At 64.5% G+C, this 22,199-nt stretch carries 20 protein-coding genes and 1 riboswitch; of the genes, 10 read left to right on the top strand and 10 right to left on the bottom strand.

Annotation, left to right across the window (positions count from 1 at the left end; all coding sequences use genetic code 11):
- Positions 1-57 precede the first annotated feature (57 nt).
- Together ACO550_RS11720 and ACO550_RS11715 are read left to right on the top strand one after the other, a co-directional pair.
- The gene (locus ACO550_RS11720; protein ID WP_315592174.1) at positions 58-1,179 is read left to right on the top strand and encodes a glycosyltransferase; all 1,122 of its coding nucleotides are present in this window, start codon (positions 58-60) and stop codon (positions 1,177-1,179) included.
- The gene (locus ACO550_RS11715) at positions 1,106-1,603 is read left to right on the top strand and encodes a diacylglycerol kinase (protein ID WP_315592175.1); all 498 of its coding nucleotides are present in this window, start codon (positions 1,106-1,108) and stop codon (positions 1,601-1,603) included. The genes ACO550_RS11720 and ACO550_RS11715 overlap by 74 nt, the downstream gene beginning before the upstream one ends.
- A gap of 84 nt (positions 1,604-1,687) precedes the next feature.
- On the opposite strand, the gene ACO550_RS11710 is transcribed toward ACO550_RS11715, so the two are convergent.
- Positions 1,688-2,272 carry a TIGR00730 family Rossman fold protein gene (locus ACO550_RS11710; protein WP_315592176.1) on the bottom strand — a complete coding sequence of 195 codons (585 nt, stop codon included), beginning with the start codon at positions 2,270-2,272 and terminating at the stop codon, positions 1,688-1,690.
- Positions 2,269-2,988, bottom strand: a complete 720-nt coding sequence (locus tag ACO550_RS11705) for a TetR/AcrR family transcriptional regulator (protein ID WP_315592177.1) — start codon at positions 2,986-2,988, stop codon at positions 2,269-2,271. Before ACO550_RS11705 ends, ACO550_RS11710 begins: the two co-directional genes overlap by 4 nt.
- Positions 2,989-3,201: 213 nt before the next feature.
- Here ACO550_RS11705 and ACO550_RS11700 point away from each other — a divergent pair, with 213 nt between their 5' ends.
- Positions 3,202-3,888, top strand: a complete 687-nt coding sequence (locus ACO550_RS11700) for a DUF1120 domain-containing protein (protein WP_315592178.1) — start codon at positions 3,202-3,204, stop codon at positions 3,886-3,888.
- A 19-nt stretch (positions 3,889-3,907) separates the two neighbouring features.
- Here ACO550_RS11700 and ACO550_RS11695 read toward each other — a convergent pair whose 3' ends face one another.
- The 6 genes from ACO550_RS11695 to ACO550_RS11670 all read right to left on the bottom strand — a co-directional run bounded on the left by ACO550_RS11695 (position 3,908) and on the right by ACO550_RS11670 (position 10,420).
- Positions 3,908-4,519 (bottom strand): DUF924 family protein, encoded by a 612-nt coding sequence (locus ACO550_RS11695; protein WP_315592179.1) that lies wholly within the window; start codon positions 4,517-4,519, stop codon positions 3,908-3,910.
- On the bottom strand, positions 4,506-4,928 hold the full coding sequence (locus ACO550_RS11690; RefSeq protein ID WP_485994856.1) for a group II truncated hemoglobin: 423 nt from the start codon (positions 4,926-4,928) through the stop codon (positions 4,506-4,508). The genes ACO550_RS11695 and ACO550_RS11690 overlap by 14 nt, the downstream gene beginning before the upstream one ends.
- 6 nt (positions 4,929-4,934) lie before the next feature.
- Positions 4,935-7,490: an ABC transporter permease gene (locus ACO550_RS11685; RefSeq protein WP_315592181.1), complete on the bottom strand. Its 2,556-nt coding sequence runs from the start codon at positions 7,488-7,490 to the stop codon at positions 4,935-4,937.
- Positions 7,491-7,535: 45 nt separating this feature from the next.
- Entirely contained in the window at positions 7,536-8,138 is a 603-nt protein-coding gene (locus ACO550_RS11680; RefSeq protein ID WP_315592182.1) for a DUF4126 domain-containing protein, read from the bottom strand.
- A gap of 57 nt (positions 8,139-8,195) precedes the next feature.
- Positions 8,196-9,293 (bottom strand): substrate-binding domain-containing protein, encoded by a 1,098-nt coding sequence (locus ACO550_RS11675; protein WP_315592183.1) that lies wholly within the window; start codon positions 9,291-9,293, stop codon positions 8,196-8,198.
- Positions 9,294-9,469: 176 nt separating this feature from the next.
- Positions 9,470-10,420 (bottom strand): LysR substrate-binding domain-containing protein, encoded by a 951-nt coding sequence (locus tag ACO550_RS11670; RefSeq protein WP_315592184.1) that lies wholly within the window; start codon positions 10,418-10,420, stop codon positions 9,470-9,472.
- A gap of 278 nt (positions 10,421-10,698) precedes the next feature.
- On the opposite strand from ACO550_RS11670, the gene xdhA reads away from it, so the two are divergent.
- The 7 genes from xdhA to ACO550_RS11635 all read left to right on the top strand — a co-directional run bounded on the left by xdhA (position 10,699) and on the right by ACO550_RS11635 (position 20,381).
- Positions 10,699-12,195: a xanthine dehydrogenase small subunit gene (gene xdhA / locus ACO550_RS11665; protein ID WP_315592185.1), complete on the top strand. Its 1,497-nt coding sequence runs from the start codon at positions 10,699-10,701 to the stop codon at positions 12,193-12,195.
- An 11-nt stretch (positions 12,196-12,206) separates the two neighbouring features.
- Complete coding sequence (gene xdhB, locus ACO550_RS11660) at positions 12,207-14,588, top strand: xanthine dehydrogenase molybdopterin binding subunit (protein WP_315592186.1); 2,382 nt, start codon at positions 12,207-12,209, stop codon at positions 14,586-14,588.
- Between the two features lie 17 nt (positions 14,589-14,605).
- Positions 14,606-15,610: a xanthine dehydrogenase accessory protein XdhC gene (gene xdhC, locus ACO550_RS11655; protein ID WP_315592187.1), complete on the top strand. Its 1,005-nt coding sequence runs from the start codon at positions 14,606-14,608 to the stop codon at positions 15,608-15,610.
- A gap of 43 nt (positions 15,611-15,653) precedes the next feature.
- Positions 15,654-16,718 (top strand): adenosine deaminase, encoded by a 1,065-nt coding sequence (locus ACO550_RS11650; protein WP_315592188.1) that lies wholly within the window; start codon positions 15,654-15,656, stop codon positions 16,716-16,718.
- Positions 16,719-16,807: 89 nt separating this feature from the next.
- A complete protein-coding gene (gene guaD / locus ACO550_RS11645) occupies positions 16,808-18,154 on the top strand; it encodes a guanine deaminase (protein ID WP_315592189.1) in 1,347 nt (448 codons plus the stop codon).
- A gap of 164 nt (positions 18,155-18,318) precedes the next feature.
- A complete protein-coding gene (locus tag ACO550_RS11640; RefSeq protein ID WP_315592190.1) occupies positions 18,319-19,485 on the top strand; it encodes a fatty acid desaturase in 1,167 nt (388 codons plus the stop codon).
- A 68-nt stretch (positions 19,486-19,553) separates the two neighbouring features.
- Positions 19,554-19,704, top strand: a riboswitch (yybP-ykoY riboswitch).
- A gap of 101 nt (positions 19,705-19,805) precedes the next feature.
- Positions 19,806-20,381 carry a TMEM165/GDT1 family protein gene (locus ACO550_RS11635; RefSeq protein WP_315592191.1) on the top strand — a complete coding sequence of 192 codons (576 nt, stop codon included), beginning with the start codon at positions 19,806-19,808 and terminating at the stop codon, positions 20,379-20,381.
- 117 nt (positions 20,382-20,498) lie between these two features.
- Here the strand turns inward: ACO550_RS11635 and ACO550_RS11630 are convergent, their stop codons facing one another.
- Positions 20,499-21,710 carry a urate hydroxylase PuuD gene (locus ACO550_RS11630; RefSeq protein ID WP_315592192.1) on the bottom strand — a complete coding sequence of 404 codons (1,212 nt, stop codon included), beginning with the start codon at positions 21,708-21,710 and terminating at the stop codon, positions 20,499-20,501.
- 30 nt (positions 21,711-21,740) lie between these two features.
- Positions 21,741-22,094, bottom strand: a complete 354-nt coding sequence (uraH, locus tag ACO550_RS11625; protein WP_315592193.1) for a hydroxyisourate hydrolase — start codon at positions 22,092-22,094, stop codon at positions 21,741-21,743.
- Between the last annotated feature and the right edge of the window lie 105 nt (positions 22,095-22,199).

The following is a 22,199-nucleotide window of genomic DNA, read 5'->3' as shown; positions in this document are numbered from 1 at the left end:
GCCGCGCGCGACCCGTCACACCACAACCCCACGGCACCTCCGCCGCAAGGAGCTTCAATGAGAGTCCTGATTGTTACCGACGCCTGGGAGCCGCAAGTCAATGGCGTGGTACGCACGCTGAAGTCGACACGCCGCGAGCTCGAGGCCATGGGCCATCTGGTGGACCTGCTCACGCCGCTGGAATTCCGCACCATCCCGTGCCCGACGTATCCGGAAATCCGGCTGTCGATCCTGCCGTCGGGCAAGGTACGCCGCCGCATCGATGCGTTCCGGCCCGACGCGCTGCATATCGCCACCGAAGGCCCGCTGGGGCTGGCCGCGCGCGCCTATGCGCTCAAGCACAAGCTGCCGTTCACCACGGCCTATCACACGCGCTTCCCCGAGTACGTGCAGGCGCGCTTCGGCATCCCGCTGGCGTGGACCTATCGCTTCCTGCGCTGGTTCCATGGTGCAGGGCGTGCGGTCATGGCACCGACACCGGTGGTACTGGACGACTTGCGCAAGTACGGCATCACGAACGGCGTGCTGTGGACGCGCGGCGTGGACCTCGACGTGTTCACCGCGCAGCGAGCGAACGTTTTAAACACCGCGCATCCGATCTTCCTGTACGTGGGACGCGTGGCGGTCGAGAAGAACGTCGAGGCGTTCCTGCAGCTTGATTTGCCGGGCTCGAAATGGGTCGTGGGCGACGGCCCGGCACTGGCGGCGCTGAAGGCGCGCTATCCGTCCGCCAACTACCTCGGCGTACTCAAGCAGCCCGAACTGGCAAGGGTGTATGCTTCGGCAGACGTCTTCGTGTTTCCAAGCAAGACCGATACCTTCGGGCTGGTCCTGCTTGAAGCATTGGCCAGCGGCCTGCCCGTGGCGGCATACCCGGTGACGGGGCCGATCGATGTGCTGGGTGACAGCCCGGCCGGTGTCATGCATGAAGACCTGCGGGAAGCCTGCCTGGAAGCGTTGCGCATCGACCGCGCAACCGCGCGAGCCCATGCCGAGAAGTTTTCATGGCGCGCCGCCTCCGAGCAATTCCTCGCACATTTGCGTCCGTTGTCCACTGGGGCAGCAGGCGGCTCCGACAATCCGGCATCTTCCGTCGCACCCGATCATGGCCAAGCCCCAACCCACGCTACCGCCCGATCCGTCGCTGCACCGGCCGACCGCCACGCGAGTGGCGGCTGAAGTGGAAACCGAATATTCGATCGCCAGCAATCCGCACAAGGGCAACCGTGGCCTGACGCGGGCCTGGCACGCGGCCATCAACTCACTGTCGGGCCTGCGCTATGCGGTACTGGAAGAAAGCGCGTTTCGCCAGGAACTGACGCTGGTGGTCATCCTGACGCCATGCGCCTTCATCCTGCCGGTATCGAATGTGGAGCGTGTGATGCTGCTCGGCACGCTGCTGCTGGTACTGATCGTGGAACTGCTCAATTCCAGCGTGGAAGCGGCGATCGACCGGATTTCACTGGAACGCCACAGCCTGTCGAAACGCGCCAAGGACTTTGGCAGTGCGGCGGTGATGCTGGCGCTGATCCTGTGCGGCGGCACATGGATTGCGCTAGGCGGACCGCATGTGGTGCGCTGGGTGGAGATGTTGCTGGCCTAGCGTGGCTGGCCGGGCACCCCGATGAGAAACGCCGCCTGTCCTGCAGGCGGCGTTTTGCGCTGCTACCCCAGTTCTGCGGGGGTCTCAGGTCTGGTTCCGTCCCTGCTGCCACTTGTCCACGACCACGCGTGGCGCGGCCGACAGCTTGCCGAGCAGGTCCGACGGAGCATCCGATACATGCAGCATGTCAGCATGGATCTGCTTCAGGAAACCCTCGCCCACGGCATGTTTCAGGAACGCGAGCATGCCATCGTAGAAGCCGGCCACATTGAGCAAACCCACGGGCTTGTCGTGATAGCCGAGCTGCGCCCACGTGAACGTCTCGAACAGTTCCTCGAACGTACCGACGCCGCCAGGCATGGCAATGAACGCGTCGGCCCGATCCGCCATCATCTGCTTGCGTTCGTGCATGTTGCGCACCACGTGCAGTTCGGTCAGGCCGCGATGCCCGACTTCCTTCTGCATCAGCGCATCGGGAATGATGCCGATGGCCGCGCCGCCATGCGCCATGACGCTATCGGCCACGATGCCCATCAACCCCACCTTGCCGCCGCCATAGACCAGTGCAAGGCCCTGTTCGGCCATGGCCCGGCCAAGCGCTTTCGCCCCTTCGGCATATTCGGGGCGGAAGCCCGGGCTCGAACCGCAATATACGCAAACCGATTTCACTTTTTGTCCTTGTCAGCTTTCGCGGCTTTTTCGGCTTCGGCCTGCGCCTTCTGCGTCGCGTACTCACGCGCGAGCTGGTCGAATGCCTCGCGCGCCTTGCCGCGCAGGTACGGCGCCAGGATCGAGAAGATGTGATAGCTCGAACCGTGCAGATAACCGCGGATCTGTTCGGGATCGTTGTACTGGCGTGGGTGTTGTACGAACTGGAACGACAGCCAGTAAGTGGCGATCACCACGATATTGGTACAGATCGCATCGACCTGCTCGGGCGTCGCCTCCATATCGCCATCTTCCTGGAACTGCCGGCAGATCTCCAGCGCGAAGCGTTTCTTCTGGTCGACGATGCGCTTGAAGTTGGTTTCCAGCATCCGGTTGCGCGCCAGCAGGTCGTTGATGTCGCGATACAGGAAGCGGTAGTTCCAAAGGAACTCCGACATGTACTGCAGGTAGCCCCAGCTTTCGCCCAGCGTGGCCTTGTGGTCTTCCGGCATCTTCAGGCGGCGTTCCATCTCCTGCTCGAAACGCACGAAGATGGAATTGATGATGTCGTCCTTGTTGCGGAAGTGGTAGTACAGGTTGCCAGGACTGATCTCCATGGCTTCCGCAATCGTGGTGGTGGTGACGTTGGGCTCGCCCACTTCATTGAACAGGCGCAGCGAGACGTCGAGAATGCGGTCCCGGGTACGGCGCGGACCAGCTTGCGGTTTGGCTTCCATGGATGTCGGAAAGACTTTCGATCGGCAGGATTGGGATTATAAGCACAGCGCCCACCGTTACCTGCAACAGTGGCGTCTGCGCCACCAGCGTCCGGCGCGTGACTTCAGATTAAGAGATCAACTATTCAGAAGAATTCGGCAAACCACCACAATTCGGTGCACGTGTTACCGGCCTGCGACTGGTGACATGGAAACACCGCCTGGAGCTTTACCGTGAGAATCCAATCCCGTTCAATCGCCTCCGGCCTCGTCGCCGCGCTTCTGGCCATGGCAAGCCATAACGTGGTGGCTGGTTCAATCTCGGCCTTCCGCTTGCGCGCCAACATGATTCCGGTGTCATGCAATGTCTCGCTGTCGAACAACGGGACGGTCGACTTCGGCGTGATTCGCGCACAGGACCTCAAGAACACCGAGTACACCGACCTCGGCTACAAGACCATTTCGCTAACGCTGACCTGCGATGCAGCCGCCAAGGTGGCGGTGACGGCAGCCGACGGCCGCAAGGGTTCCGTGGCGCCCGGCGTCGGCAAGTTCCTGTACAACAACCAGGATGACGCCTCGATGTTCGGCGTCGGTAGCGTCGATGGCAAGAACATCGGTGCTTACATCATCTACAGGGAGGACTCCCCGACGGCCGACGGCGCATCGATTCGCCCCGTCTTCTCCAATGACGGCGGCGCGTCCTGGCACACCGCGAACGATGCCAACAACGCCATCATCCCCGATACCCGGCTGCACAGCTGGGCGGCCGCCAGCGGCGACATCGCGCCCGGCAGCTTTGTCTCGCTCACCCAACCCTACAAGATCAGGCTTGGCCTCAACAGCAAGGATAAATTGCCGAGCTTGACGCGCGATATCCCCATCGATGGCCTGGCCACCTTCACCCTCACCTATCTTTGAGCAGCACGGCCACGCAGAACTAGAACGATGAACCTGGCTGCCGCAGGAACTCGCGTTCGTCGGCAGTGCTCGCCCTGCCCAACACCGCGTTGCGATGCGGAAAACGCCCGAAGCGCGTGATGAACTCACGATGCTTCACCGCCCACTCCACCACGTCCACGGCACCGCCAGTATCTTCGCGCAGACGCGAAAATTCCCGCACCGAAACGTCCTGATCGGAAAGCGCCTCAGCATGCTCGAACGGCAGGTAGCAGAACATGCGATGCCACGGCGTCGGCAGTTCCCGATCCCAGCCCAGGTCCAGCATGCGACGCGCCAGCGCCAGTGCCTTGCCGTCGGTCGCAAAGCTGCGCGGATCGCCGCGAAACATGTTGCGCGGAAACTGGTCGAGCAGCACAAGGCGCGCGCAGGCGCCCTCGGGGGTGACCGACCAGCTGTCCTCGGCGCCATCGTGCGCGTCCTGAGCGTCCTGCCATGGCGGCAGGAACCGCTCGCGGATGGCAGCATCGAACGCATCCGACTTGGCAAACCACTCGCGTCGCGACACATTCCACGCAGGCGTTCCGGGCAAGCCGAACCAGAAGTCGAGCACCTCGCGTGCCGCGGCGGGAATCTGCCTATCGCTGGACATTGCGCATCCAGTCAGCGGTCTGGAACAACGCCTGCATCAGGCGCATCTGCAGATCCTCTGACAATTTCACATCCTGCATCGCCAGCGCCATGCAACGCATCCACTGGTCGCGTTCGCTGGTGCCGATCTCGAACGGCAGATGACGCGCACGCAGCTTTGGATGCCCGAAGCGGTCGATAAAGTAGTTCGGGCCGCCGAGCCAGCCGCACAGAAACCAGAACAGCTTGTCGCGCGAGCCGTCGAGCGTTGGCGGGTGCAGCGCACGCAGTCCGGCGAACTGCGTTTCCAGGTCCATCAGGTCATAGAACCGGTCCACCAGTTCACGCACACGCGCTTCGCCACCTATCAGTTCGTAGGCGGTGATCTCTTCACGCTGATCTTCGGGGTTGTTTTCAGGTTGATTACTCATCGACATTCAGTTCACATCGCGCAGCGTGGCCAGCGCAGGTTGCCGCAATACCTCGCGCAAACCGAGCCAGCCACCGGCAAAAGCGCACAGCATGCCAGAAACCACGCCCACCGGTACGATCCAAGCATTGAAGCGGTACGGAAAATCGAACACGAACTGCGACAGCCCCCAACCCACCGCGATCGCGCCAAGACTGGCCAGGAAGCCCGCCAGCCCGCCCACCACCAGAAACTCCGCATACTGCGTCTGCCGCACCAGCGACGCCTGCGCGCCCAGTGCCTTGAGCAGGCCCGCATCGCGCTTGCGTTCATCGCGCGCGCCGGACAATGCCGCATAGAGCACCGTAACGCCAGCCAGCAAGGTGAACACGAACAGGAACTCCACGGCCGCGATGACCTGGTCGAGCACACCCTGGATCTGACGCAGGATCAGGTCCGTGTTGACCACGGTGATGTTCGGAAATGCCGCCGTCAGCCGGTTGCCGAGCGCGGCCTTGGCTGGCGGCAGGTGGAACGCCGTGATGTAGGTTTCGGGCAGGCCCTGCATCTTCGATGTCGGCAGGATCACGAAGAAATTCACGCGCATCGAGCCCCATTCCAGTTTGCGCAGCGACGTGACCGGTGCCTCGACGATCTGCCCTGCCACATCGAAGCGCAGCGTATCGCCCAGCTTGATATGCAGTGTTTTCGCGATACCCTCCTCCACCGATGCACCGCCGTCCCACTGGCCGGCCGTCACCTGGTTGCCGTCGGGCAGCTTGTCCATGTACGACAGGTTGAACTCGCGCTCGACCAGGTTGCGCGCGCGGCCATCGGGATAGCTGTTCGCCTGCACCGGACGTTCGCCGATCTGGATCAGGCGTCCGCGCACCATCGGATACAGCAGGTCGGCAACCTCGCTGTTTGCCAGCATCGCGCGCAGTGGATCACGCTGGTCGGGCTGGATATTGATGATGAAGCGGTTCGGCGCATCGGCAGGCGTGGCGTTGCGCCACGAATCGATCAGGTCGTTGCGCGTCATGCCGAGCAGCAGCAGTGCCATCAGGCCGACCGCCAACGCCACGGTCTGCAGCACCGTCACACCACGGCGCCGCTCCAGCACGGCCAGTGCGAAACGCCAGCCCACGCTGCCGCGCGCGCGTCCGCGCATGACCCGCGACAGCGCCGTCAGCAAACCCAGCGCCAGCAACGCAAAGACCACCCCGGCGCCCACGAATCCACCGGCCGTGGTGGCACCGAGCTTCAGGTCACGCGCGGCCACCAGCAACAGCGCCACAAACGCGCCAAGGCCCAGTGCATAGGCGATCCAGGCCGAGACCGGCGGCAAACCGATATCGCGCCGCAGCACGCGCAGCGGCGCGATACGCGTCAGTGCCAGCAGCGGCGGCAGCGCGAAGCCAGCCAGCAAGACCATGCCCGCGGCCACGCCAACCAGTGCCGGCACCACCGACGGATGCGGCAACGATACCTGCAGCAGGCCGCCCAGCGACATCAGCAGGCCATAGTGCGCCGCATAGCCGAGCGCGACCCCCACCACCGCGCCGCCAAGGCCCAGCAGCACGAACTCGATGCCGAATGCGCGCAGGATCTGGCCGCGCGACAGTCCCAGGCATTTGTACACCGCACAGGCATCGGTGTGGCGCTGCATATAGCGGCGCGCCGACATCGCAATGGCTACCGCCGCGATCATCGACGACAGCACGGCCACCAGCGACAGGAAGCGCTCGGCACGGTCGAGCGTGGCACGCATCTGTGGCTGTCCGGATTCGAGCGATTCCACGCGCGTATTGCGCAGGTGCCGCCGTTCGATCTCGTCCGTGGCCCATTGCCGATAGGCGTTGTCCGCGGCATCGGGACCGGCCACAAGCAGCCGGTAGGTCACGCGGCTACCCCATCCAATCAGCTTGGTGGCCGCCAGGTCGGACATCGGCAACAGTACGCGCGGCGCAAAGTTCATGAAGCCCGCGCCACGGTCAAGCTCCTGCGTGATGATCCGGTCGATGCGGAAGGTCTGGCTGCCCAACTGCAGTCCGTCGCCAATGCGCAAGCCCAGCGCAACCAGCAGCGCTTCGTCGACCCAGACGGTGCCCGGTGCGGGAACCTCCTCGGCCACGGTCTCGGCACCGCCCGGCGCCTGCGCCACCTTGAGCCGGCCGCGCAACGGATAACCGTCGGTGACCGCCTTCAGCGCGGCCAACTGGCTCGGGGCCTCACCGTTGGCCGGGGCACCGTTCACGCGCGCCGTGGCCATGCTCGGGAATGTGACGGTCTGCGCTACCTGCAGGCCATCGCGTCTTGCGCGATCGCTGAACGCGGCATCGAACGGTTGATCGGATACCAGCAGCACATCGGCCGCAATCATCTGCCGCGCATCGCGCTCCAGGCCCAGTCGCATGCGGTCAGCCAGGAAACCGACGCTGGTCAGCGCCGCCACGGCCAGCACCAGCGCAAACAGCAGCAGCGTCAGTTCACCGGCCAGCCAGTCGCGGCGCGCCATGCGCAGTGCCTGGCGCCAGGCGGAGAATCTTGCTTCGGTAGCAACAGGAGAGGATGCAGTCGACATCGGGCAGTCTTCGGCTGACAGGTAACGGGTAACAGGTTCAGGGGCTCAGGGGCGGTGCGGCGGATGTTCGGCCTTGCCGCGCAGGCTCGCGTGCAGGCGGCGCACGCCACGCCACAGCTTCGGCAACAGCCACGCGGCCACGATCAGGAACAAAACCAGCAGGACCAGGAACACCACGGGCAGGAAGAACGCCAGCAGCAACCCGCCCACGGTACCCACATCCTCGGTGAATGAGGCCACCCAGTTCGAGAAAGGTTCGGGCGAGACATTGATCAGGGCGCGCGTGCCAGCCTTGGTGGCATGCGCGGTGCCAGCCAGCGTGCCGCCAATCAGGCCGGCGGCCACGGTCCACTGCGGGTCCATGTGGCCAAACGCCGCCGCGGCCAGGATTGCCCCGGCGGGAATCCGGATAAAGGTCTGGACGCTGTCCCAGGCGGTATCGAAGCCGGGCACCTTGTCGGCCACGAACTCGGCCACCGTCAGCGCCGCCGCCACCCCGATCACCCACCACGACGACAGCACGTGCAGGCCCGATGGCAGGTCGAGCCAGCCCAGGCGGGCCAGCACGCCCGCCGTCAGCACGGCCAGGTATAGACGCAAGCCGCTGGCCCAGGACATGCCTGCAGCAAGCGCGGCGGTTTCGAGCATGGCTCCCCTCGCGGTTATCGCATCGGACTTCAGGGGAGTGTAACGCCAGCCCGACGGTTACGGACCTTCCTTGCCATCGGCGCCATACCAGGGCAACGCCTCCTGCGGCGTCAGGATGCCCACCGGGTCGGCCGAGCGGTAGCCGGGCAACTGTTCGAGCCGGCGCGCAAACGCCGGATCGGCCAGCAGTGACAGCAGCGCGTTCATCCATGGCGCGGCCTGGTCGTTCTTCCGGATCGCCAGGTAGTAGGCCTCGTGCGTCAGCGGCACGAACGTCAGGCCATGCGCCTCGGCATTCATGCGCAGGCCGAAACCCACCTGGGCGCGCCCGGCATGCACCGCGTCGGCCACCTTTTCGTTGCTGAACTCCGTTTCGTCGTAGCCGGTGATCTGGTCGGGGTACAGGCCGTGCGAGGCCAGCAACTGGTCGAACAGCATGCGCGTGCCCGAGCTGCGCTGGCGGTTCACGAAGCGGGCGCCGGTGCGGGCCAGGTCGCGCAGCTCACGGATTTCGCGCGCCATGTCGGGCGCCACGATCAGGCCCTGTTCGCGCCACGCCAGCCGTACCAGCCGTACCGCGGCCGGCCGCAGCCACTTGCGCAGCGTCACGTGCGCCACCGAGCCGGCGGTCTGGATCGGCGACACGTAGAAGCCAGCCAGCTCGGACTGGCGTTCCTGCAGGCAGACCAGCGCCTCGACGCTGCCACAGAACACCGTATCCAGTTGCAGCGGCATTGCCGTGCCACGCAGCGCGGCGGCCAGCGTTTCGACGGCTGGGTCGTGGCTGCCCGAGAAATGCAGCACGGTCTGCGGCGCCGCGGCATCGTCGAGCTCACTCAGGAAATCAGCCATCGCACGCTGCATGGCCGGGTCGATGGTTTCGCGCAGGCGTAGTTCAGCCCGCAACAGGCGCTCGCCGAAACGCGTCAACGACGCGCCACGGCCCCGCTCCATGTCCAGCATCGAGCGGCCCAGCATGTCTTCCCAGGTGCGCATCACGCCCCAGGCGTGCCGGTAGGACAAGCCGATTTCCTGGGCCGCGCGATGCAGCGAGCCAGTTTCGCGCACCGCCTTGAGCAGCTGGAACACCTTGCCATTGGCGCGCGGATTGTCGTCCGCACCAATGACCGGAAACAGGTCAAAACGGAATGTCATATGTTCAGCCTTGCATATCTATTCGACAATGTGGCTCGATGACAAACGTTTGTCTCGGTTTCCACGACGATATCAGCATTCTCTACATCAATCGTCGATGTGGCAATTATGAATTTATCAGCATAAGTACAGCCGTGGAGCGCCCCGGGAAGCACAGCCCCAAGGGTCGACAACGACTAGCTGGCAGGTGCGGCTTCGAGACGCGGCAATTGCGGAAGATCCGAGGCAACCTCGGCAATCATGCGACGCAGCCACATGACATCGGGCGCGGCATGGCAGCGCTCATGCCAGAGCTGGTAGAAGCGCATGCGCGGGAACTGCACCGGCGACGGCACCATGCGGATCGGCAGGTACTGCGCATAGTGGGCCGCGAACTGCCGCCCCGTGGTGAACACCATATCGGTCTTCATCAAGACGTACGGCACGAGCCCGAAGTACGGTAGCGTGACCTGGATATTGCGCTTGTAGCCCTGCTCGGCCAGCGCCTGGTCGATCATGCTGCGCTGCATCGACGCATACGGTGCCGGCGCCAGGTGCGGCATCTCCAGGTAGTGGCGCAAGGTCAGGCCGTTGCGCGCCAGCGGATGCTGGGCGCCCAGCATGCAGACCACTTCGTCGTCGAACAGCGGCGAGATATGCAGGTGCTCGGGCGGCGACAGCCAGTTGCCGACCACGATGTCGAGATGACCCTGCTCCAGCGCATCGAGGAAGTCGGTGGACTGCGTCATCGGATGCACGAACAGCTTGGCGCCTGGCGCCAGCCGGCGCACGCGCTCGACGATATTGGGCAGGAAGAACGCATCCAGGTAGTCCGGCGCCCCGAGATGGAACGTGCGCGTGGTGGTTACCGGGTCGAACTGCTGCGGCGGCCGAGCGATGCGGTCCATCGCCGCCAGGCTCTGCTCGGCCAGCAACAGCAGTTCGCGGCCGCGCTCGGTTGGCACCATGCCGCTCTTGCCGCGCACCAGGATGGCGTCGCCGGTGATTTCGCGCAGCCGCTTCAGCGTGTTGCTGATGGCCGGCTGCGACTGCCCGAGGCGGACAGCGGTGCGGGTCACGCTCTGCTCGGTCAGCAGGGTGTGGAGTACCCGCAGCAAATAAGTATCGAGATGGTCGCGTCCGTGCATGGCAGATACCGCCCCGCCCGGTCTGTGCGGCGTGGGTGGCGTGGGGGAAGGGAACGGCGCATAGTGTATGACAGGGACCCCTGATACGGTCAAATTCGGCGCCTCCCCCGCACGGACTACGGGAAGACCCGTAGATCGCCGCCAGGCCGCACGGGGGCTGGCGCCGCGCCGTTCCCGCATGGATCGGTGCGCGCCTTGATGGGGCATATCACATGGGCTGAATATTGCATGAAATGGCCCGGTGCTATGTTTCCGCCATCCCCGAAAGAGAGAAGACCATGGAGACGCAAACCATCCGCTTTTTCCACCGCGGCCAGGTCCAGGAAGTATCCGACGCCCCCGTAACCCGGACCGTGTTGCAGTACCTGCGCGAGGACGTGCGCTGCACCGGCACCAAGGAAGGCTGCGCCGAAGGCGACTGCGGTGCCTGCACCGTCGTGATCGGCGACCTCCAGGCCGACGGCAACGTCGAGTTCAAGGCTGTCAACGCCTGCATCCAGTTCCTGCCCACGCTCGATGGCAAGGCACTGATCACGGTCGAGGACCTGCGCCAGGCCGACGGCGCGCTGCACCCGGTGCAGGAAGCGATGGTCGAGTGCCATGGCTCGCAATGCGGCTTCTGCACCCCCGGCTTCGTGATGTCGCTGTGGGCGCTGTACCAGCAGCACACCCCGGGCGGTGAACCCCCGGCCCGCGAGGAAATTTGCGATGCGCTGACCGGCAACCTGTGCCGCTGCACCGGCTATCGTCCGATCGTAGACGCCGGCCAGCGCATGATGGCCTTGCCGGCGCCGACCGCCAGCCGCCTGAACCCGAAGCAGATCGCCGACACGCTGCGTAACCTCAAGCGTGGCGAGACCTTCCACTACAACGTGCGTGGCCAGCATTTCTATGCACCGCGGACTGCCGCGGAATTCGGCGCCATCAAGGCCGCCGAGCCGGGCATCCGGATCCTGGCCGGCAGCACCGACGTTGGCCTGTGGGTCACGAAGCAGTTCCGCGAACTTGGCAACCTGCTCTACGTGGGCCAGGTGGAAGACCTGAACACGATTGCCGAGCGTGATGGCTTCATCGAGATCGGCGCTGCCGTGACGCTGGAAAAGGCCTACGCCGCGCTGAACGTCGCCCACCCCGAACTTGAGGAATTGTGGAAGCGCTTTGCCTCGCTGCCGATCCGCAACGCCGGCACGCTCGGTGGCAACGTCGCCAATGGCTCGCCGATTGGTGATTCGATGCCCGCGCTGATCGCACTGGGCACCGAAGTGGTGCTGCAGCATGGCGAGGTACGCCGTACGCTGCCGCTCGAAGACCTCTACCTGGCCTACCAGAAGACCGCCATGGTCGAAGGCGAGTTTGTGGCCGCGCTGCGCGTGCCCGTCAGCGGCCCGCAGCACTTCCGCACCTACAAGCTCTCGAAGCGTTTCGACGAGGACATTTCCGCGGTATGCGCCGCGTTCGGCATCACGGTCGAGCAAGGCATCGTTACCTCGGCCAATATCGCGTTTGGCGGCATGGCGGCCACGCCCAAGCGTGCCGCGCTGGCCGAGGCCGCACTGACCGGACAACCGTGGAACGAAGCCACCGCACGCGCCGGCATGGCCGCGCTGGGCCAGGACTACACCCCGCTGACCGATATGCGCGCAACCGCGGCGTATCGCTCACGCGGCGCCGCCAACCTGCTCTATCGCTTCTGGCTGGAAACGCGCGATGGCGCGCTGCCAGCCGCCATGGTCAATGTCCGCGCCATCGGCGCCGGTGAAACCGTGAGCGCCTGAGGAGAGCACGCATGAACAAGCAAACCGAACCCTTCTTGCTCGACGCCAGCGTGGCCGCGGAATCCGCCCCGCAAGTGGGCATCTCGCGCCCGCATGAATCGGCCCACCTGCACGTGGCCGGCACCGCCACCTATACCGACGACATCCCCGAACTGGCCGGCACGCTGCACGCCGCGCTGGGCATGAGCACGAAGGCACATGCCCGGCTGAAGACGGTCAACCTCGAGCGCGTGCGCAAGGCGCCCGGCGTGGTATCCGTACTCACGGTCGACGACATTCCCGGCGTCAACGACTGCGGCCCGATCATCCATGACGATCCGATCCTGGTGAAGGACACGGTCCAGTTCATCGGACAGCCGATCTTTATCGTGGTGGCATCGTCGCATGATGCCGCGCGCCGCGCCGCGCGCCTGGCCGATATTGAATACGAAGACCTGCCGCCGGTGCTGACCCCGGAAGCCGCGCATGCGGCCGGCAGCTACGTGCTGCCGCCGATGCACCTGACGCGCGGTGAGCCGGTGCGCCACCTTGAAACGGCGAAGCATCGCGATCACGCGAAGATCCAGCTCGGTGGCCAGGAGCAGTTCTATCTTGAAGGCCAGATCGCCTACGCCGCGCCGCGTGAAAACGACGGCATGCACGTATGGTGCTCGACCCAACACCCGACCGAAATGCAGCATGCGGTGGCCCATATGCTGGGCTGGCAAGTGCACCAGGTGCTGGTGGAATGCCGGCGCATGGGCGGCGGTTTCGGCGGCAAGGAATCGCAGTCGGCGATGTTCGCATGCTGCGCATCGCTGGCCGCGTGGAAGCTGCTGTGCCCGGTCAAGCTGCGTCCGGACCGCGACGACGACATGATGATCACGGGCAAGCGCCACGACTTCACGTTCGACTTCGACGTGGGCCATGACGACGACGGCCGCATCGAGGGCGTGCGCGTGGAGATGGTCTCGCGCGCCGGTTTCTCCGCCGACCTCTCCGGCCCGGTGATGACACGCGCGATCTGCCATTTCGACAATGCCTACTGGCTGCCCAATGTGCAGATCGACGGCTACTGCGGCAAGACCAATACGCAGAGCAATACCGCGTTCCGTGGCTTTGGCGGCCCGCAGGGCGCGTTTGCGATCGAGTACATCCTCGACAACGTGGCGCGCAACGTCGGCAAGGATTCGCTGGAAGTGCGCCGCGCCAACTTCTATGGCAAGGGCGAGCGCAATGTCACGCCGTATGGCCAGACCGTGGAAGACAACGTCATCCACGAACTGATCGACGAACTGGTGGCCTCGGCCGAATACCAGGCGCGCCGTGCGGCCACGCGCGAATTCAATGCGCAGAGCCCGGTGCTGAAGAAAGGCATCGCGATCACGCCGGTCAAGTTCGGCATCTCGTTCAATGTGGCGCACTACAACCAGGCCGGCGCGCTGGTGCACGTCTATAACGACGGTTCGGTGCTGGTCAACCACGGTGGCACCGAGATGGGCCAGGGCCTGAATACCAAGGTGGCCATGGTGGTGGCGCACGAACTCGGCATCCGCATGGAGCGCGTACGGGTGACGGCTACCGATACCAGCAAGGTGGCCAATACCTCGGCCACGGCTGCTTCGACCGGTGCCGACCTCAACGGCAAGGCCGCGCAGGACGCCGCGCGCCAGATCCGCGAACGGCTGGCCGCGTTTGCCGCGCGCAAGGCCGGCGTGGAACCTGACGCGGTGCGTTTTGGCGACGACCTCGTGGTGGCGGGAGAACTGCGCCTGTCGTTCGGCGACCTGGCCCGCGAAGCCTATGTGGCCCGCGTGCAACTGTGGTCCGACGGGTTCTACACCACGCCCAAGCTCTACTGGGACCAGAAGGCGCTGCACGGCCGTCCGTTCTACTACTTCGCGTATGGCGCCGCATGCTCGGAGGTCATCGTCGACACGTTGACCGGCGAATGGAAGCTGCTGCGCGCCGACGCGTTGCACGACGCGGGCCAGTCGCTGAATCCGGCCATCGACATCGGCCAGGTGGAAGGCGCGTTCATCCAGGGCATGGGCTGGCTCACCACCGAGGAATTGTGGTGGAACCAGAACGGCAAGCTGATGACGCACGCCCCGTCGACCTACAAGATTCCGACCATCAACGACTGCCCCGAAGCGTTCCACGTGCGGCTGTTCCAGAACAGCAACGTCGAGGACAGCATTCATCGCTCGAAGGCCGTCGGCGAACCGCCGCTGCTGCTGCCGTTCTCGGTGTTCTTCGCCATCCGCGATGCGATTGCCGCCGTGGGAGACTACCAGGTCAACCCGCCGCTGCGCGCACCGGCCACCAGCGAAGCCATCCTCGACGCCGTGGAAGCCGTGCAGGCCGCGCAGGCCGAACGAGCCACACAGGCCGCCCAGCCCGCAACCGTTTGACGCCAGCGAGAACCATCATGCAGGACGCCCCGCTCAAACCGTTCCGCTTCGCCGATGCCACCCGCTGGGTGCGTGCCGGCGTGCCCGTGGCAATGGTCACCATCGTCGAGGTCAAGGGCTCCGCGCCGCGTGAGCCCGGCATCCGCATGCTGGTCACCGCCGACGACCTGGTCGGCACGATCGGCGGCGGCCATCTGGAATGGCGCGGCATGGACATTGCACGGGCGATGCTGGCCAACCGGCACGTCAAGGGCAATCCTCATCGCCGCATCGAACGTATTGCGCTTGGCCCAACGCTTGGCCAGTGCTGCGGCGGCGTGGTCAAGCTGGCATTCGAGGTGCTGGGCGCTGACGACCTGGCATGGCTCGATGCGGTGCACGGCGCCTTCGCGGCAGGCCGTTCGCTGGAACGCACGGTACCGTTGGCAGGCCGCATCTCGACCACGGCCAGCCGCGCGCTGCTGCCGTCGGTGACGCTGCATGCCGACGACACGTGGCATGACACGCTGGTGCCCGACGAGATGCATGTGGTGTTGTTTGGCGCCGGGCATGTCGGCCATGCGCTGGTCAAGGTGCTGGCGACGCTGCCTTGCCGCGTGCACTGGGTGGACGAGCGCGACACGCTGTTTCCGGGCGGCCTGCCCGACAACGTGGAAGCCGAAGCCACCGACACGCCCGAGGCCGTGGTCGACCAGGCGCCGCCCGGTTCGTACTTCATCGTCATGACGCACAGCCATGCGCTGGACCAGCAACTGTGCGAGCGGATCTTCCGGCGCACGGATTTTGCCTACTTCGGCCTGATCGGCTCGAAAACCAAGCGCGCCAAGTTCGAACACCGCATGGTGGAGCATGGCATCGATCCGGCGCGGTTGCCGGAAATGACCTGTCCGATGGGGGTCGCCGGCATTACGGACAAGGCTCCGGCTATGATTGCGGTAGCCATCGTCGCCCAGCTGCTTCAGGTTCGCGACCAGCGCATTGCCGCGCTGACCGCGAGCCGGCTGGAGGCGGTGCATCCGTAACAGAACAGCCGTGATCCGGCTGTCGTCATAGAAAAGAGGCCCCATGACCATCGATGCCGCGCTGGCGGACAAGATCCGCCGTACCCCCAAGGCCGAACTGCACGTGCATATCGAAGGCTCGCTCGAACCCGAGCGCATCTTCCGGCTGGCCCAGCGCAACCACGTCACGCTGGCCTACCCCGACGTGGAGGCGCTGCGCGCCGCGTACGCCTTCACCGACCTGCAATCGTTCCTGGACATCTACTACGCTGGCGCCAGCGTCTTGCTGACCGAAGAAGATTTCTTCGACATGACGATGGACTACGTCAAGCGTGCCGCCGCCGACAATGTCCGCCACGCCGAGATTTTCTTCGATCCGCAAACCCATACCGAGCGCGGCGTGCCGATTGGCACCGTGATCGATGGCATTGCCGATGCGCTGGCCCAGGCCCGCACCGAGTACGATTTTTCGAGCAGCCTGATCCTCTGCTTCCTGCGCCACCTGTCCGAGGAAGACGCGTTCGCCACGCTGGAAGCCGCGCTGCCGTATCGCGACCGCTTCGTGGGCGTGGGACTCGATTCGTCCGAACGTGGCAACCCGCCCGAGAAGTTCGCGCGTGTGTTTGCCCGGGCGAAGGAACTGGGCCTGCATCTGGTTGCCCATGCCGGAGAGGAAGGTCCGCCGCAATATGTGACCGATGCGCTGGACATCCTGCAGGTTGAGCGCATCGACCATGGCGTGCGCGCGATCGAGGACGAAGCGCTCGTGCAGCGCCTGGCGCGCGACCGTATCGCTCTGACCGTGTGCCCGCTGTCGAACCAGAAGCTGATGGTGCATCCGGACCTGCGCGACCACCCGATGAAGCGCCTGCTCGACGCCGGCGTGGCCGTGACGCTGCACTCGGATGACCCGGCCTACTTCGGCGGCTACATGAACGCCAACTGGGAAGCCTCGTTCGAAGCGCTGCCGCTCGATGCGGCCGATGCCTACAAGCTGGCCCGCAACAGTTTTGAAGCGGCCTTCCTGCCCCCGGTGCAGAAGGCCGAATTCCTGGCCGAGGTCGACCATTTCTGGTCGGCCACGCCCACGTCCCCGCCCGCGACGGCCAACGTGACTTCCACGACCTGACCGGGCGCATACCAAGAAGGCCGGATGCCGCGCCCGTTGCAAGCTTGCCGCTCGCAACGGGCGGGTACCGGCCGCCCCGAGACATGATGATGACGACGACTTCCCCCGCCGCTTTCGGCAACCACGGTACCAGCGGTGCCGTCACCCGCGCGATCCGCGGCCGCATCCTGCATTTCCTGCGCGACCCGCAGTTCCATGAGGATGCCTGGCAGTATTGGGAAGACGGCCTGATGATCGTGACCGCCGGCCGCATTGCCGCGGTCGGCCTGTATGAAGACCTGTCGCGCGAGATCCCGGCCGGCGCCGAAATCATCGACCATCGCGGCAAGCTGATCGTGCCGGGCTTTATCGACACGCACGTCCACTACCCGCAGACCGACATCATTGCGTCGCCGTCGCCGGGCCTGCTGCACTGGCTCGATACGTACACATTCCCGGAAGAACGCCGCTTCAGCAATGCCGACTATGCGCGCGGCGTGGCCGACTTTTTTACCGACGAGCTGCTGCGCAACGGCACCACCACGGCCATGGTCTGGAGCACCGTGCACGCGGCTTCGGCCGATGCACTGTTCGCGGCCAGCCAGGCCCGCAACATGCGCATGATCACGGGCAAGGTGCTGATGGACCGCAACTGCCCCGAGTTCCTGCGTGACACCGCCGAGACCGGCGCGCGCGAATCCGCCGACCTGATCTCGAAGTGGCATGGCCGCGACCGCCTGGCCTACGCGATCACGCCGCGCTTTGCGCCCACCTCGACCGAGGCGCAACTGGCAGCGTGCGGAGAACTGGCGCGCGCCCACCAGGACGTCTTTATCCAGACCCACGTTGCCGAAAACCGCGACGAGGTGAAATGGGTAGCGGAGCTGTTCCCCGATGCGCGCAGCTACCTCGACGTGTACGACCGTTACGGCCTGCTGCGCCCGGGCGCGTTCTACGGCCACGCCATCTACCTCGACCCGCAGGATCGCCGGCGCCTGGCCGACAGCGGTGCCGCGGTGGCGCACTGCCCGACGTCGAACCTGTTCCTCGGCAGCGGCTTCTACGACTTCCACCAGTCCGACGCCAATCGCCTGAACGTGACACTGGCGACCGACGTAGGCGGCGGCACATCGTTCTCGATGTTCCGCACCATGAACGCGGCACACAAGGTGGCGCGCATGGGCGGCTATCACCTGACCGCAATGCGCATGTTCTACCTGGCCACGCGCGCGGCCGCCGAGGCACTGGGTTGGCAGGACCGTATCGGCAGCTTCGAGATCGGCTGCGAGGCCGACTTCGTGGTGCTCGATCCGGAGGCCACGCCGCTGATCGCGCGCCGCAGCAGCCGCTCGGAAACGCTGGAAGAGCAACTGTTCGCGTTCGCCATGCTGGGCGACGACCGCGTGATCGACAATGTCTACATCATGGGCGAAGCCACGCGCACCGTGACTGCCTGAGCCCCCGGAAAGGGACTTTTCCGACGCATGCGTAGAAAAAGTCCCTTTTTGAAGCCTCGTCTTGACCGCCATCAACACAGCCGTCATCAAACCCTTCTAGCCTGTCGTATTCGTGCGCCCTCGGATAATGGGCGCGACAGTATGACGACTCGCTGGACCCATTGATGACTGCCCGCTCCGACACCCTATCGCCGACCGACGCCGAGGCCATTGCCGCGGCGTCGGACCGTACCTCGACCTCAGGCAACGTACCGCTGCCCGAGCCGATCGCCTTCGACGCGCCCTACCCCAATCGCAAGACCATCCGCAGCTGGCTGATTCCGCTCGGCAACCGCAGCACGCCGCGCGCATTGATGCTGTTCGCGTTCGACTATGCACTGTTCGCGGCACTGCTCGCCGGCGTGGTGCTGGCCTCTGCGTGGTGGGCCAAGACCGGCCTGGGCATCCTTGCCGGACTCGTGATCGCACGCCTGTTCATCATCGGCCACGATGCGTGCCACCAGAGCCTGACCGATCATCGCGGACTGAACAAATGGCTCGGCCGGCTGACCTTCCTGCCCTCGCTGACGCCCTACAGCCTCTGGGAAGTCGGCCACAACGTGGTGCACCACGGCTACACCAACCTCAAGGGTTTCGACTTTGTCTGGGCGCCCTACTCCCACGACGAATTCCGTGCGCTGCCGCGCCGCCGCCGCATCATGGAGCGCATCTACCGCAACGGTTTCGGTGCCGGCCTGTACTACCTGATCGAAATCTGGTGGTTCAAGCTGTTCTTCCCGAGCAAGCGGCAAATGGCCACGCGCCGCGCGATCTTCATGTGGGACTGCGCACTGGTCGCGGCATTTGGCGCATTGTGGATCGGCGCACTGGCATGGCTGGCCATTGCAACGGGCCAGTCCGTACTGCTGATGGTCGGCACCGGCTTCGTGCTGCCGTTCCTGGTCTGGAATACCACGGTGGGTTTCGTACTCTACGTGCACCACACCCATACGAGCGTGGCCTGGTATGACACCAAGGCAATGTGGGCCAAGGCCCAGCCGTTCGTCTCGACTACCGTGCACCTGCGCTTCGGCATGGGCATCGGCGCCGCGCTGCACCACATCATGGAACACACCGCGCACCACGTTGACATGAGCGTGCCGCTGTACCGGCTCAAGCGCGCGCAGGCCCTGCTCGAACATGCGCTGCCGGGCCGCATCATCATCGAGAACTTCTCGTGGCGCTGGTATTTCCGCACCGCGCGCCACTGCAAGCTCTACGACTTCAAGGCCCTGTGCTGGACCGATTTCCGGGGCCGCCAGACCAGCGAGAATTCGCCGGTCCCAGCCTGAGAATCATTCTCGAAACCATGGCAATACGGCCAGATTGGTGGACATTCCCTACCGGTCTGGCTACAATGCGGGCTTCCATTGGGGAGTAGCCGCCCTGATCTCACCGCGCCGCGCAATGCGGCTTCCGGCAGACAGGGGCGTACGTCAACAGACTTGACCTAATGCCATCACGGCAAGCGGTTATGGCGTACGCAGCTTTGGACCTTGCGTCCAGCGCCTGGCGAGACCGATGACCATACCTTTCTGGCCGGGCCGGGAAAGGTGTGCGTCATTGGCATCTCGCAAGATGCGTATGCGGCCCGGTTATTCGACCTATAACAATGCAATCGTTCCTCGTCTCCACAGGTATCGTCGCGCTCGCCGAAATGGGCGACAAGACGCAGTTGCTGTCGCTCGTGCTGGCCGCACGTTACCGCAGACCCATTCCCATCATTCTCGGCATCCTGATTGCCACCCTGGTGAACCATGGCTTTGCCGGCGCGCTTGGCGGCTGGATCACCGGCGTGCTTGGCGCCAACCTGCTGCGCTGGATCCTGGGCCTTGGCTTTATCGCCATGGCTGGCTGGATGCTGATTCCGGACAAACTCGACGACGCCGAGGAAGCCAAGCCGGTCAAGGGTGCGCTCGGCATCCTCGGCACCACGATCGTCGCGTTCTTCTTCGCCGAGATGGGTGACAAGACCCAGATCGCCACCGTGGCCCTGGCCGCACGCTTCCATGGCGAAGTGATTGCCGTGGTGGCTGGCACCACGTTCGGCATGATGCTGGCCAATGCACCAGCGGTGCTGCTCGGCGACCGTTTCGCCAACAAGATGCCGATCGCACTGGTTCACAAGATTGCAGCAGCGATCTTCCTGGTGCTGGGCCTGCTGGCGTTGTTCAACGTGGGCGGTTGAAGACCTGAAAACAAAAAAAACGGGGCACGAAGCCCCGTTCAAACCCTCGCCGGTCCGGTACTGCCGGCTGCCGACTACTCAGCCGCCGGACCGTCGATCACCGATGCCCGGTCAAATTCAGTTGGTGGTTTTTGCGCCGCCCTCGAACCACTGGCCCAGCAACGCGCGTTCGTCGTCCGTGATCTGCGTGACGTTGCCCAGTGGCATCGCCTTCTGCTGCACGGCCTGTTGATAGATCAGTTGTGCGTGCGACTTGATGCCGTCCACGCTATCGAGCTTGATACCCTTGGCGGCCGTCGGCATCATCTTCGGCTGCTCGGCGTGGCACTGCACGCAACGCGTATTCATGATCTCCTGCACCTTCACGAAGCTCACCGCATTGGCGGCTGCATCGCCACCGGCATTGCCGGCGACTTGCTGACGCGGTTGCGGTGCAATCATGAAGGCCACCGCACCGAGGCATGCCACACCGGCGGCCGGCCATGCGATGTTGATCTTGCCCTTGTGCTTCAGGATGAAGAACTGGCGAATGAACACACCAGCAAGCATGACCGCGATCAGCACGGCCCAGTTGTTCTTGGCCGCATACGTCATGCTGTAGTGGTTGGACAGCATCGCGAACAGCACCGGCAGCGTGAAGTAGGTGTTATGCACACTGCGTTGCTTGGCGTGCTTGCCATGAATCGGATTCACCGGCTCACCAGCCCTCAGCGCAGCCACCACCTTGCGCTGGCCCGGGATGATCCAGAACAGCACGTTGGCGCTCATGATCGTCGCGATCATCGCGCCGGTCAGCAGGAACGCCGCGCGGCCCGAGAAGATATGGCAGGCCACATACGCGGCAACCGCCACATAGATCGCAACCAGGATGCCGACGGTCTTGTCGCTCTTGCCGAAGATGCGGCAGATCGCGTCATACACGACCCAGCCCACGATCAGGTACGACACCGCGAAGCCCACGGCCGCACCCGGCGACATGTCGTACACGTTCTTGTCGATCAGGAACGTGCTGGCATTGAACAGGTACAGCACCACCAGCAGCGCAAAGCCGCTCATCCACGTCGAGTAAGACTCCCAGTAGAACCAGTGCAGGTTCTCGGGCAGCGACTTCGGCGCGGTCAGGTACTTCTGCGGGTTGTAGAAGCCGCCACCGTGCACGGCCCACAGTTCGCCACCGACACCCTTCTCCTTGAGGTCGTCGGCTTCGGGGCGCGTCAGGCTGTTGTCGAGCCAGACGAAATAGAACGACGAGCCGATCCATGCGATCGCCGTGATGACATGCAGCCAGCGCAACAGCAGATTGGCCCAGTCGAGAATATAGCCTTCCATGACTTGTCTCCTTGTTCCCGTCCGCCTTGATCAGCTGCCGCGGTAGGTCGAGTACGACCACGGCGACACCAGCAGCGGCACGTGGTAGTGCCCGCTGGTATCGGCAATGCCGAAGCGCAGCGTCACCACGTCCAGGAATGCCGGTTCGGGCAGTTTGACACCCTGGGCACGGAAGTAATCGCCTGCACCGAAGTCGAGTTCATAGACACCAGGCTGCAGGTCCGCACCTTCCAGCAGCGGCTGGTCGGCACGTCCGTCATGGTTGGTCTTGATGGACTTCAGGGTCTCGCGACGATTGTCGACAATTTTATGAAGGGTAACCGACATGCCGGCACCGGGGGTACCTGCGGCAGTGTCGAGAACGTGAGTGGTCAAGCGTCCCATCCTGTTCTTCCTTTGGAATGTGGGTTGTGAGGGGCGCCGCTGCCTTCACTAGCACCATTTGTGGGAAATGATGCCCGCTCGGTACGTGTTTCAACGCATCCCGGC

The sequence above is a fragment of the Cupriavidus sp. genome (genome assembly GCF_057315035.1).
This window is presented reverse-complemented; position numbering and strand designations above follow the sequence as displayed.